Here is a 13,243-nt window from a genome sequence, read left to right as displayed (position 1 = left end):
TACATTGATTTAAGAAAGAAGTGAAATAATGAACAAGTTATTCCAAAAATTAACACCACAACAAGGTATTGTGCTCTATTACCTTGTAGCAATATTCATTTCTTTCTTATTGCTCCGTATGCCACATGTACATAAACCAGACGTTGATATTAGTTACATTGATTCATTATTTGTTGCAGTGTCTGGTGTCAGTGTAACAGGATTGTCACCGGTGTCTATTGCAGAAACTTATTCCACTTTTGGTCAGTGTGTCATCCTTATCATCCTTAATCTTGGTGGTATTGGTGTTATGGCGATGGGTACATTGTTATGGGTTATTATTGGTAAGAAGATTGGGATGCGTGAAAGACAACTTATAATGGTTGACCATAATCAAAATAAGATGTCTGGCGTTGTAACAATGATTCTTGAAATTGTGAAGGCGATGTTGTTTATTGAAATACTGGGTGCCTTATTTTTAGCATTTTATTTCTATAAAGATATGGATTCAATAAAAGATGCATTATTCCACGGATTATTCGCATCGATTTCCGCAACCACAAATGGTGGTTTAGATATAACAGGTGATTCACTTAATAGTTACGCTGACGATTATTTTGTACAAACAATTACGATGTTTTTGATTGTATTAGGTGCAATTGGATTTCCCGTCATTATTGAAATAAAAACTTATTTAACAAACAAAATTCCAAATTTCAGGTTCAGTTTATTCGCAAAACTGACGATCAGTACATATTTTTTATTGTTTATTGTTGGTACAGTTGTTATCTACTTATTTGAGTTTAATAACGCTTTTAAAAATATTTCATGGCATAAAGGTCTTTTTTATGCGTTATTTCAATCTTCAACAACCAGAAGTGCGGGACTTACGACGATAGATTTAAATCAATTAACAGAGGCCACACGTTTTTTTATGGGGGGACTCATGTTTATCGGTTCTAGTCCAAGTTCAGTTGGTGGAGGTATCAGAACAACTACATTTGCTATATTAATTCTGTTTTTGATGAATTATAGTAATGGTAGAACAAACATTAAAGTATTCAATAAAGAAATTGATCCTATTGATATTCAAAGAACATTTGCGGTAATGGTTCTTGCTACTATTATCTGTTTTACAGGTTTATTATTTATTCTATTTTTTGAAAATGATAAATTTGATTTACTGTCGATTTTCTTCGAAGTGATGAGCGCCTTTGGAACTTGTGGTTTATCACTTGGTATAACTGGAGATTTAACAAGTGGCAGTAAAATGGTCATTATGGCATTGATGTTTATAGGTCGTGTTGGTTTAATCTCATTTATTATAATGCTTGGTGGTAAAGCAGAACCTGATAAATTTAGATATCCGAAAGAAAGAATTATGATAGGCTAATATTATAAATAGATGATAATTTAAAAGAAAGACTAGCATTTATTCGCTAGTCTTTTTTTAGTTTATTATTATTTTGATCATATTCAGATGGAATCGATATAAGTGGTAGTTTAATAATAAATGTTGTACCAATCTCTACTTTACTGATTACTTCAATTGCACCGTTATTAGCATCGATAATACTTTTAGAAACAGGTAATCCAAGTCCCGTACCAGTGATTTTTGTTGTGAAGAAAGGATTAAATAACTGCTTTAGCACTTCATCATCCATACCACATCCATTATCTCGTATTGAAAGAATAGCTTGATCATGAGTGTGGTCCACCTTGATTTCAATTATGCCCTGTTTATGTTCCACCATTGCATCTTTTGCGTTTTGAATAAGATTGATGATAATTTGTTTAAATTGGTCGACAGCTACATGAACCAGCGTTTGATGATCGGTATAGCTTTTTATCGTTCGAATATTCTTCATCGATAAGTCATATTCAAGAAATGTTAGTGTTTCTCTTACAATATCTCGTAAATCTACAATTTCTACATCTAGTTTTGTAGGTTTGCCTAGTAATAAGAATTGTCCAACGATTAAATTGATACGTTCTAATTCTGTTTTTACAATTTTAAAATATTGGTTTTCATGTTTAGCATCATATTGCATTTCCAGTAAATCTACAAAGCCTTTAATAGATGTTAAGGGATTCTTTATTTCATGCGCAGTGTTAGCAGCAAGTTGACCAATTAATTCTTTCTTTTGAGAATTAATATCTGCAAGTATTAGTTCACTTTCTTTCTGTGCTTTATAGCTATGATAGAAAAGTTGTAATGTCGCAATAAGTAATGAAAATACTAATGCTGCAAGTAGAACTTTTTCAAATACTTCACGATAAACATTCTTATTCGAATTGATTGTAAGATTCCAGTCAACTTTTAAAAATTTCTGTGATTCTTTTATATTAGTAAATACAGGGTGATTTGACTGAAAAATGATATGATCATTAAAGTCTGTAATCGTCACAGTATTATCTTTTTGAAGAGAATCAATGACTGTACCAATTGTATTAATATCAATTTCTGCAACGACAAGATTGCTTGTTTTCTCGTCGGCAATGTTTTTCGTAATATATACGACATTTTTATTCATATTATTTTTACGAACATCACTAATTGCAACATTATTTAAAGTTCTTTTTTCAATATGATTGAAGAATTTCATGGATTCTATTTTTTTACCGATCATTGCTTCTGAATTTGAATTGATAACAACCGCATTATGATCCAGAACATAGATATTAATGATTCGGTGGTCACGATTTTTAAGTACTTGTATCTTTTTATCAATATTTACTTTATCTTTTTCATATATAACTGTAGTTGCAACATTTTCAACTGCAGAAGTTGTCTCACTAAAAAATGAATCAACCTGTTCAGTATGTATTCCAATAGATTTCTTTATGTTTTCACGAAGATGAACTTCTTCGTTATGCGCTAATAAATACCAGAAAAATGCTGAAAATAATAATGTAAGTATGATATTATAAATGACGTATTTTTTGATATTATTCATAGATTTCTCCAATTTAAAAAGTCATATTAAAAATCATGCTATAATATCACAAAGAGGTGGAAGCATGAAAAAAGGATTAATTAATATACATATTATAACAACAAATAACATCAAAGGTGCAATGTTTCAAGAAAATAATGCATTTAATATTTATAAAGCAGCAACTTATATTAAATTAGCCAGGCAAAGTGGACAAGTTCTGTTAATTAATAATGGTCAGCTGATTACAGGTTCACCAGTGAGTGAGTATTATGCAGGTTTGAAAGAATATAAACGCATTCCATTAATATCACTTATGAATCTTTTGAAATATAATGCAACAAATATTACGATTAAAGACTTTTCTTTAGGCTTTAATTATTTTAACCGGGCACATGCGATGAGTGAATTTCCATTTTTATCATGTAATATTTTAAATGATTCTACAAAAGAGCCGTATTTTAATACCCCTTATATCATTCATCAATATAAAGGTATTAAAATAGGCGTAATTGCTTTATCAGAAGCGGTGCAAATAGATCACGAAACAATGATTGTCTCCAATCCAAAGGAATCGATTAAGACCTGGATGAGATATATGTACGATAATGAAAGTCCGGATTATGTTATAGCATTACATAATGGACAAATTACGGATTTAATTACAAGTGAAGAAATTTTATGTGTAGAAGGCATTCATTTATTACTGACAAATAATAAAGCTCAGGATATTGAGCATGAATACACAGAAATCATTCACTTACCAGAAAGTTCATCGCTACTACATATAAAATTGATGTTTAAAGAACGTACAAACTCTTTTGAAACTAAAGGATGTTCTTATGAATTTATAGATGTTTCAAGATATGAAGAAGATTATTTGTTAAAGGAAACAATATATTACGAAGAAAAAGAATATTTACTTGTCAGAAAGAAAAAAATCCTTAGTGACTAAGGATTTTTTATCTGTAGATGAGCATTAATATTATTATTGCAAATATTTGACCTATAATAGGTGTAATCAAACGTTTCGTATTATGATAGCTCAGAGCTAAAATAAACTGAGTTATAAAGATAAAAAATAATAACTCAATACTTATGAAATACATATACAAGCTTGTTACACATAGACTGACGATCATTGCTGAAACAAACTGATTAAATCGATCATCAAGGTAATTTTGCAACATATTACGAAAGAACAATTCCTGCAACGGTATAGATATCATTAAAGAAATGATAAGCTGCCATTTTACATAAACACCGAGCCCTACAATTACTTTCAGTAAATGAAAGTATGTAATATCTTTCATTATGAAAGATAGGATTGTATGTAGAATAACGATTACAAAACTTGTAAGAATACCTGTGATGATTGCGTCTAATAAACGCTTAGAATGAATATTACGTTCATAGAAAATATATCCGATAGAAGAGAATAACATTAAGCCAGTATATAAATGCCAGAACACTTGATGTTCATTTCTCATTCCGAACAATATAATGTGAAAGGTAGTAAATAAAATTAAAAAACCATATACAGGCTTTTTTATTATATTCATTATTTATGCCTCTGTAATGATGGTATAACGTTTATGGTTAATAACAGTTTTCTCAGGGATTTCTAATTTTTCGAAGTTTTCCATAATCGTACAATCCACAATCACTGAATTCTCATTAACTTTCTCAACGATGCCTTGTTTACCTTCGTGAAACTCAATAATATCTCCAACTTTAGCTGCCATAATTTTTCCTCCTTAAAAACATGCTAATTGCTATTATACTAAATTTGATACATATTGAACATAAAAACTTATTGATTATTCAAAAGGTTTTTGATGACCATACATTCTAATAATCGTGATAAAAGAAGGTTAATTTTTTTTGTGCATTCTTCTTATATTTTTTTATTGTAGACACACTTACCTTCATATCAGCTGCTATTTCCTTCATTGAATAACCTTTCAAAAACAACGTCAGCCATTGATATTCTTCACGAGATAAATAATATTTTATTTCTTTTAATGTCAAATTATCATATGAATCATTGAAATGATTATTATGATACATAATGTCGTCATTCATTAAGATAAACCGTTCATTTCTTTTAGATAATTTTCTAATTTCATCGATAAAGAAAAATTTCAGTTTTGTATAGATGTAGTGATCTTTATTAGGTGTTTTGTTGGGATCGTATGATTGATCTAATTCCCAAAGTTTAATTAATGCCATTTGATAAAACTCATCAAAGTCATAAGTTAAATGATATTTATAAATGAGGTGAAAGATTAGCTTTTCATATTTATTCTTGGTTTCTTCAAACATTTTTTCCCTTTTGAATATCTAGATATTCTAATTTTATTTCCGGATGAAGTAAGTATATTCAAACTTTTTGTTAATTAAAAATTAACATTTCGATAAAAAATGTTTAGTTTATTAAATAAATATAATTTTATTGTCAAAAATTGATTAAAAAGTGAAGTTAATATCTGTATTTATTTATAATAATGATGAATTGATAATTTGATAAGAGGTGAATATTATGTTAGAAATGCCGATTTGTGCAACTGATATGTGTATTTATCAAAGTCCAGAAGTAGAGGGAAAGACTCAAATTTATTCCTTTTGTGGAGAAGTTAGAATTATTGATGAAAGAGCAGAAAAGTTATTAGATCAAACATTAATTTTTTTTGGAAGTAATATAAAAACGCGTAGACAATCTGCAAAAGTATTAACTAGACATATGCATCATCTTCCGATTATTATCGAACCTTCTATTGAATGGATGTATTATCCTATCCATCAGTCAAAAACGCATTTTCAATTATTTATACAGCACCAGATGATCTATCATTTTGAAGGCAAGAAGGATCAGACAAGAATATTTTTTATAAATAATATGGAATTAGTTGTTCCTCAAAATATAAATTTTATACATAAGCAACATCAAAAAGCACTGTTACTAGCAGATTTACAATCCAAAATAATAAAACGGCAATTGCACTTAAGCAATTACCGTTAGAAATGTTTTTATGGCTTATATTATCTTTTTTATTTGTCGATAAAGAATTTGTGGAAAATTTTATTTAATACAAAAGGTACTTCTTCAGACACACTTTTAATGTGGATTCGCTCAGTTAACTGATGTGCATCTTTACCAAAAGCACCGATATTAATTACTGGTGCTTTTAATTTTTTCATTGCTGAAAAAGGAATATCGTAATGTGTTTTGAAACCGGGAGTATTATCAGTAAATATACTAGTATCACTATCATCGTGCGTATAGTTAACATAACTTAAATCAGAAATACCATTGAAGTAATGAATTTTTGTTGTTTCACGATTAAATTGTTTCTTCATTTGTTTAATAGCATACCTTGTAATTGATTTTATTAATTTATCTTGACTGCTATTAACTGAAGGGTAGTAAGGTGCATTGAAATAAGTTACGACCGTATAATCATTACCTTTATCTAAAAGCAATAAGGCTTTAATAACTGTCTGAGCATATAGACGATCATCTGCTTGTTTTGTATTACTGATAATATTATGGATTGTTTCATATCCATGTTTCTTTTTCATGGATTTAACTAATTCTTCAAAAGTTATTACTTTTATTTTTGGTGATGTATCAAATACCAAACCTAAGTCCCGAGAACATTCTGAGACAGTGCGTTCAACGATTTGATTGAACAGTTTGAAAACATGTGCAGCACTTTGTTCAAATAAGAATACGTTGTAGTAACTTGAAGCCATAAAGGGTGTTTGTACATTGTAATCTTCTTTTAAGTCTTTCATATACAGACTAACAGGGAGAGGTGTTACTTCATTTTTATATCGTTCAAGAAATTGTGTATTATATTTTAATTCAGAATTGATACGACTAATTAAATAGTTGGCACTAAGTCCATTTAATGGTTCTCCAACATGTGTTTCTTTTCCATAAACAAATACAGATGGCATCACTTTACCGATGCTACCATTATAAATATAATAATTATCATCTTTCGGATATTGACTAAATGCGGGCTCGCCATTCATGATAAGCAATAATTTTAAGTTTTCCTGTTCAATAAATTCTGATAGTTCAGAAACAGCACTTCTCATGCCCGAGGAATTTACTTCTTCGTCAGGAACAGTTAATAAAATAATGTTAATGGGCCATTCTTCATGGATTGCTTTTTCAAGTATGCTTAAATGCATCATTAATCCAGATTTCATATCCATGATGCCACGTCCAAATAAATACTGTTTTGACTGAATATCTTCTTGATGATATTCACTAAACTTTTCAAGATTACAAGCATATGATTTTTCTAATGCATCACTATCGAATGCTAATGCTTCAAAAGGGCCATAATCATTTGTGTCAACAGTGTCATAGTGGCTCATAATAATAACTGTATCATCTGTCACATGTGAACGATACATTGCTGCTACAGCAGTCTTGTGATCATACGTTTCAATTAATTTAATATGAGAATCATGTTGTTTAAAATAATCTAATTGTTTTAGTGTCTGTTTAATATAAAAAGGAAAGTTAATTTCACCTTCGGTATTCGTGATGCTGTCATGCCTAACAAGGTCTTTTAATAGTGCAATTCTGTCTGCAGGTGTCTGCCAAAGTAAACGCATAAAAAATCTCCTTAAAATCATATTTAAAAGCAATAAGTAATTTTATTTATATCAGACATATTCGGCGCTCTTATAACAATTATACATATTTCTTCACAAATAAAAAATATTAAATAAAAGTAATTCATATATAATTTACAAAATTAAAAATCCTCTAACGAGGTTTTTTAATTTCGACGACCGGTGAAGTTATTTTTTTAGTAGCATTCATACTAAGTGTATAAACTAAGAAGATGGTAACAAGAATCATAAAGATTAATATTGAAGCTATATGATCATTAAAATATCTCCCCCAATTATTTGCTCTGAATAATCCAATAAACATGCCATGTAAGAGATAAATGAACATGGTTCTTGAGCCAATATACGTTAGAGGGAGTTTTCGGTTCGGTACAACATTTAAAAAGCTTGCAGTACTGATTAGAATGATTACATAAATAATGGCACGTTTTATGCCACTATAAAGATCAGAAGCTTGATGTTCAAGTTTGATATAGGGTTTGCTCCCGAAAAGCCACTCAAAATTAAAATCTGTTAACATATAGAAAATAAAAACAATCATCAACATAAATATAGAAACTGGAATATACTTCTTATTTCTAATGTATTTAAATTGTTCTGGTTGAGCATAATAACCAATTAAAAACAAAGGAAAGAAAACAAATGTTCTTGATAAGCTTAAAGTATTATTAATAAATGGTAAGTAGCCGACGATTATTCCAATGATGAATGAAACAATTAGGGTAACCCATGGATTTATATCTTTTACGATAAATAGCATGACCTGCCATGAAAATAAACTGAGTAGAAACCACATCGCCCATTGCGGATCGAATGGATTTAAATCAACGGTGTTTACGTCATCGATAAAATAATAATAAAACGCATAAAAACTCTGAAAAATAATGTAGGGTAATAATAATTTCTTAGTTACTTTTTTGATATACCCTGGTTTATGTATGCCTTTAGCAAAATAACCAGAAATCAATACAAATGCAGGCATATGAAAGCTATATATAAACATATATAAAGCTTGTAAAAAATGACTTTCATTTATGAAAGAACGTAATAAATGACCAAAAACTACTAAAACAATTAATAAAAATCTTGCATTATCAAAATAATGATCTCTTTCTTTATTCATAAAAAATCTCCTTAAAAATATTCTCAAAAAAAATTAATTATATTGTCTACTTATGAATTAAATCTATAAATTAAATATCCTATGATAAAATATAAATAGTCTACAATTTTTTATTAATTAATTATATATCGTTGCTAAACAAAATTATTGGGCTTATAATCTATATAAGAAAAAAGTTGGGAGACAATAACATGGATGAAAAGCGACTTAAAAGATTTGGACAATTAATTTATTTTATGGATTCTAAAATTGATGAACTTGCTTCTGCAGAATTAACGGATGTATCGTTAACACGTGAACAATTATACATGTTAGAACTCATAGTATCTGAAGATAATATGACACAGAAAAAATTAATATATAAGTTAAATAAAGAACAGACAGCGGTCTCAAGAACAATAAAAAAATTAGTTGATAACGGGTTTGTAAAAAAAGAGCAGAGTATTTACGATTTAAGATCTACGGTGTTAATTGCAACTGAACAAGGTGAAAAAGCATTAGAACGTGCAGAAGATATTAAAGCTAAAGTTGTACGTAGCTTTATGCGAGAGTTAAATTCTGCAGAATCTGAAGAATTAATTCAGTTACTTGATAAAATATATCATTCATTTGCGCTTAGAGAGCCATTTCGTTTTTAATTGACAATCCACAATATTCATTAAATCTACTAAAATACTCAGTTTAGTAATATATAGCCTAATACAAAAAAAATAACCTTCCTAATTTTAGGAAGGTTATTTGCATATTAGATATATTCATGAACGATATAATTTAATCCATCCATACCTAAAGTCTTATATAGACGAGCGATAATCTGTGCGTTGTTAATTGCCCATCGGACATCGGTTGCATATTGATGTGTTGCAGTATTTTCTGGATTCCAGCGCATTTGATGCAGTGTACGTTGACCGTTATCAATATAAGCTTTGCGTACATATTCAGCACCGCCGATAATCGCCTTTGATACCGTATCCCATCCATTTTGCTTAGCGTATTCAATACCACCTAATTCTACATTATTATCAGTGGCTTTCGAACCGTACATATTATAGTATTTTTTTGTGGTATTTTCGACAATCTTTTTATTATCTTTACTGATTCCAAGACCGTTAGAGAGCCTACTTGTTCCATGACCTGTTTCAACTAAAGCGTGCGCGATTAAATAAACTTCATTAATTTTAAATTGTTTTGCAGCAGCTGCAAAAGCAGCACCCTGATTTTCTAATATACCTTTTCCAGCAAGTAGTTTATTTAAATGTTTGGCAGAAATACCTTCAGATTGTCCTAAGTCTAAAAATTGATATTTTAATACAGGATTATTTAAAGCATCTTTAGTGTCCATATTCGCCTTTATTTCGCTATCTGTTGCCAGACGCTCATTATAAGCTCTTGCAGGCGTAGAGAATACAACTTTTGCACCAGCATTGTTTTCAGGTTTCTTTAATCGTGATTGTTTCGCAACGACAACTTCTAAACTTTCAGGTGCTTTTAGTTTTACGACATTTTGTGTATAAAGGTAACTATCAGGTACATAGCCTGTCGTTTTATTATCTAGTAATACTTTATGCCATACCGCATTGCCAACTTTATCTGTACGAATTACTTGTACGATGTTAGAAGGTAATGTACTTAATTTTTTTATGCGTTGAGATTTAGAACCACCAGGAATTGAATAAATATAACCTGAAGATTTCTTTATCGTATAAGGCATCTTAGTCCATGAAACAGTTTTAAATTGCTTTTCTTTAATAAATGTATCACTAATCCAACCTAAAAACTTATTTTTAGGGTCTGATACATTATAGTAAAGTTTGTTGTTTTTCTTAGCTTGCTGATTAATATAAAGTTGCATATCTACTGCTTTTGTCTGTGCTTTCTTAGCAGATTTAAGATCAGTATATAACACTGTATTCTTAGCATCTGTGCGACCAATTAAGCTGACATTTTTCATATCGGTAATTTTAGAAGCAACTGGTTTCAATGTCATATGATTTAGATTGATCCAGCCTGTTAAAGCATTAACCGTTCCAAAATAATAAGGTGTTTGACCTACTTTAACAAATTGTGATGCTCTAAATTCTTTGCCTGTTAAACCCTTTAGACTTCCGACAATTTGCTTTGAACTCCCCCATGGCGTTGAATAAATATTTGTTGCAGTCCTATTTAATGTAAATCTTTTAGACGTTTTTGATGGTGGAGTGATTGAAAATGATTTTGTATCTTTTGATTTTACCCAACCACGCGGAACGTTTTTATTATCAGTAAGTGAGTAATAAGTAACACCATCTAACACAGCTTTCTTATTTACATAATAAGCAGTGTTTGATTTTGAATCTGCTTTCGAAGTTGGAGCACTTCCAACTGCAGAGTAAATATCAGTATTTTTCATTTTAATCTTTGCAATGCGACGTTCATTTGTCGTTACAACTGTTCCGGTAGAATTTGGAGCCGGAGTAACCTTTGGTGGTGTGTTACCAGGTGTTGGTACAGGTGTTGCTGGCATAGTACCGTTTAATTTATAGTTATATTTTTCAGAAACAAGATTGTAAAATTCATCGAAAGTATAGTTGTTAGCCTGGAACCAGCCGATCGGATCAGTGTGATCAGTTCCACCTAAGAAATTAGAAACTCCTTTATGGTTCCAAACAGTACCATTACCATCATAGTGTGCATTATCTAACGGTAAACCATAATATAATAAATTTGTCGCAAAGTAATCTGCGTAATTATTGATAGAACGACTAAATGCTTCTTTACCGTAAACCCTTACTAATTCAACATTGATATAACGAGGATTAGCAACGGGTCCTGCACCCCATGAAATGTAATCAGTATCTGCTACTTCAACAATACGTTTATCGTCGATAAAAGCATGTACAAAGGCATTTGTGTAATTACGTTTCATATAAGCAATTTCACCATCGATCGTAGAAGTCGGATTTGCTGTTTCATGGGCTACGATACCTTCAGGCTTAGCTACACCATTTCGATATGCTATTTTTGGTGAATCAAAGAAACTTTTCTCATATTCAGGTACATTCCAGTTATTATATTTAATCACTTCATTAACTGACATAGAATCGATATTCTTTGATTTCGTAGTTGTTCCTAATGTTCTTTTTGTTGCCGTTGTTCCTAAAGTTCTTGTTCTTGCTGTTGTTCCTAATGTTCTTTTTGTTGTTGCCGTTGTTCCTAAAGTTCTTGTCCTTGCTGTTGTAGTAATTGCTGTTTTTTTAGGGTGAAGAGCTGTAGTAGGCACTTCAGCAATAGCTGCTTCAACAGTTGGAGTTTCCGTAGAAGTCGAATCTACAGTAGGCACTTCAGTAGTAGCTGCTTCAACGGTTGGAGTTTCCGTAGAAGTCGAATCTACAGTAGGCACTTCAGTAGTAGCTGCTTCAACGGTTGGAGTTTCCGTAGAAGTCGAATCTACAGTAGGCACTTCAGTAGTGACCGCTTCAACAGTTGGAGTTTCCGTAGAAGTCGAATCTACAGTAGGCAATTCAGTAGTAGCTGCTTCAACAGTTGATGTTTCCGTAGTTGTTAGTTGTGTAGTTGAAGCTGTTTTAGTATTATTTTTTACTTGAGTTAATGAATATTGTTTAGCAATAGATGCGGGATTTGATAAATCATTTGTAGCAATCACATTAACCGGAACTTTTGATTCATTAGAAGAATTTGGTTTTATTGTTTCATTCGTTGCATTTTTAATAGTAGGTGTTGTAACAACCTCATTTTCTGCGGCATAAGCAGCGGTTGTTGTACCAACAAACATCATTAACATTATAGCAGGTGTTTTATAATAAAATTTATTATCCATGTGTACTTCCTTTCTCAATTTGATTTATAATTTCATACTCTTATATTATAAGTACATTTAAACAGTAAGTATATATAGGATTTAAAATGTAATATTACTTTAATAAATGAAATAATAAATTCATAAAGTAAAATAATATACCCACTTATTTTTAAAGTATCATTATTACCGTATTGTTATAAAATAAATAGTTGAATAAAAAAAACACCATCAATTTATATATCGAAACTGATAGTGTTTTATATTACGTTAATGTAATTTTAATATTGCAGTATATTGCCAAAATAGTTGCATATGCTTCATATCCCAGTGAGTCATGCCCATAGCATACCCTGATGGTGTAAAGATCTGGATGTTGGATACTTCTAAAACTGCTGCAATCAAATACTGATCAAAGACATCTAGTGATGTAAACGTTTGACTTAAGCTTTCGTCATCGAAGACGAAGTCTAAAGGAACTTCATGGTCAAAGATATTGAGTTTTTTAAATATAGCAGGTATTCCTAGAATGTAGCACGCTCCATCCATTAAAGGATTTTGTGAAGCATCACTATAATAGATTAATAATGCTTCATAGTTTTGCTGATGATACTCATCCAGATAATAAAAATCTTTACGCTTATGAGATAAATCACCAGGTGACGTTATTATTTCATCTAATTTATCGAACATATGCTTAATATGTTCGTATCTTTCATAAGTTTTACGAGTTGCCATTAAGGTTCACTCCAA

The 13,243-nt window shown here is 30.4% G+C and carries 12 protein-coding genes; 4 read left to right on the top strand and 8 right to left on the bottom strand.

The annotated features are described in order from the left end of the window. Positions 1-28: 28 nt before the first annotated feature. Entirely contained in the window at positions 29-1,372 is a 1,344-nt protein-coding gene (locus BHX94_RS08405; protein WP_111745832.1) for a TrkH family potassium uptake protein, read from the top strand. A 46-nt stretch (positions 1,373-1,418) separates the two neighbouring features. Here BHX94_RS08405 and BHX94_RS08400 read toward each other — a convergent pair whose 3' ends face one another. Continuing rightward, positions 1,419-2,936, bottom strand: coding sequence for an ATP-binding protein (locus tag BHX94_RS08400; RefSeq protein ID WP_111745830.1), 1,518 nt, complete (start codon positions 2,934-2,936; stop codon positions 1,419-1,421). Positions 2,937-3,000: 64 nt separating this feature from the next. Between BHX94_RS08400 and BHX94_RS08395 the strand changes: the two genes are divergently transcribed. Next, positions 3,001-3,870: a bifunctional UDP-sugar hydrolase/5'-nucleotidase gene (locus tag BHX94_RS08395; protein WP_111745828.1), complete on the top strand. Its 870-nt coding sequence runs from the start codon at positions 3,001-3,003 to the stop codon at positions 3,868-3,870. 7 nt (positions 3,871-3,877) lie between these two features. On the opposite strand, the gene BHX94_RS08390 is transcribed toward BHX94_RS08395, so the two are convergent. The 3 genes from BHX94_RS08390 to BHX94_RS08380 all read right to left on the bottom strand — a co-directional run bounded on the left by BHX94_RS08390 (position 3,878) and on the right by BHX94_RS08380 (position 5,240). Then, the gene (locus BHX94_RS08390; RefSeq protein WP_111745826.1) at positions 3,878-4,477 is read right to left on the bottom strand and encodes a CPBP family glutamic-type intramembrane protease; all 600 of its coding nucleotides are present in this window, start codon (positions 4,475-4,477) and stop codon (positions 3,878-3,880) included. Positions 4,478-4,480: 3 nt separating this feature from the next. Further along, positions 4,481-4,663 carry a YkvS family protein gene (locus BHX94_RS08385; protein WP_111714415.1) on the bottom strand — a complete coding sequence of 61 codons (183 nt, stop codon included), beginning with the start codon at positions 4,661-4,663 and terminating at the stop codon, positions 4,481-4,483. Positions 4,664-4,766: 103 nt separating this feature from the next. Next, positions 4,767-5,240 (bottom strand): sigma-70 family RNA polymerase sigma factor, encoded by a 474-nt coding sequence (locus BHX94_RS08380; protein ID WP_111745824.1) that lies wholly within the window; start codon positions 5,238-5,240, stop codon positions 4,767-4,769. Positions 5,241-5,457: 217 nt separating this feature from the next. Here BHX94_RS08380 and BHX94_RS08375 point away from each other — a divergent pair, with 217 nt between their 5' ends. Continuing rightward, positions 5,458-5,937 carry a competence protein ComK gene (locus tag BHX94_RS08375; protein ID WP_111745822.1) on the top strand — a complete coding sequence of 160 codons (480 nt, stop codon included), beginning with the start codon at positions 5,458-5,460 and terminating at the stop codon, positions 5,935-5,937. 29 nt (positions 5,938-5,966) lie between these two features. Here the strand turns inward: BHX94_RS08375 and BHX94_RS08370 are convergent, their stop codons facing one another. Both BHX94_RS08370 and BHX94_RS08365 read right to left on the bottom strand, forming a co-directional pair. Further along, positions 5,967-7,550 carry a M20/M25/M40 family metallo-hydrolase gene (locus BHX94_RS08370; protein ID WP_170120804.1) on the bottom strand — a complete coding sequence of 528 codons (1,584 nt, stop codon included), beginning with the start codon at positions 7,548-7,550 and terminating at the stop codon, positions 5,967-5,969. Positions 7,551-7,704: 154 nt separating this feature from the next. Further along, positions 7,705-8,694 carry an acyltransferase family protein gene (locus tag BHX94_RS08365; RefSeq protein WP_111745819.1) on the bottom strand — a complete coding sequence of 330 codons (990 nt, stop codon included), beginning with the start codon at positions 8,692-8,694 and terminating at the stop codon, positions 7,705-7,707. Between the two features lie 191 nt (positions 8,695-8,885). Here BHX94_RS08365 and BHX94_RS08360 point away from each other — a divergent pair, with 191 nt between their 5' ends. Beyond that, positions 8,886-9,332: a MarR family winged helix-turn-helix transcriptional regulator gene (locus BHX94_RS08360; RefSeq protein WP_111745817.1), complete on the top strand. Its 447-nt coding sequence runs from the start codon at positions 8,886-8,888 to the stop codon at positions 9,330-9,332. A 107-nt stretch (positions 9,333-9,439) separates the two neighbouring features. Here the strand turns inward: BHX94_RS08360 and BHX94_RS08355 are convergent, their stop codons facing one another. Continuing rightward, positions 9,440-12,511 carry an N-acetylmuramoyl-L-alanine amidase gene (locus BHX94_RS08355; protein WP_111745815.1) on the bottom strand — a complete coding sequence of 1,024 codons (3,072 nt, stop codon included), beginning with the start codon at positions 12,509-12,511 and terminating at the stop codon, positions 9,440-9,442. A gap of 249 nt (positions 12,512-12,760) precedes the next feature. Beyond that, positions 12,761-13,228, bottom strand: a complete 468-nt coding sequence (locus BHX94_RS08350) for a DUF2538 family protein (RefSeq protein WP_111745813.1) — start codon at positions 13,226-13,228, stop codon at positions 12,761-12,763. Positions 13,229-13,243: the final 15 nt, after the last annotated feature.

This window comes from Macrococcoides bohemicum (genome assembly GCF_003259675.1).
Classification (GTDB): Bacteria; Bacillota; Bacilli; order Staphylococcales; family Staphylococcaceae; genus Macrococcoides; species Macrococcoides bohemicum.
This window is presented reverse-complemented; position numbering and strand designations above follow the sequence as displayed.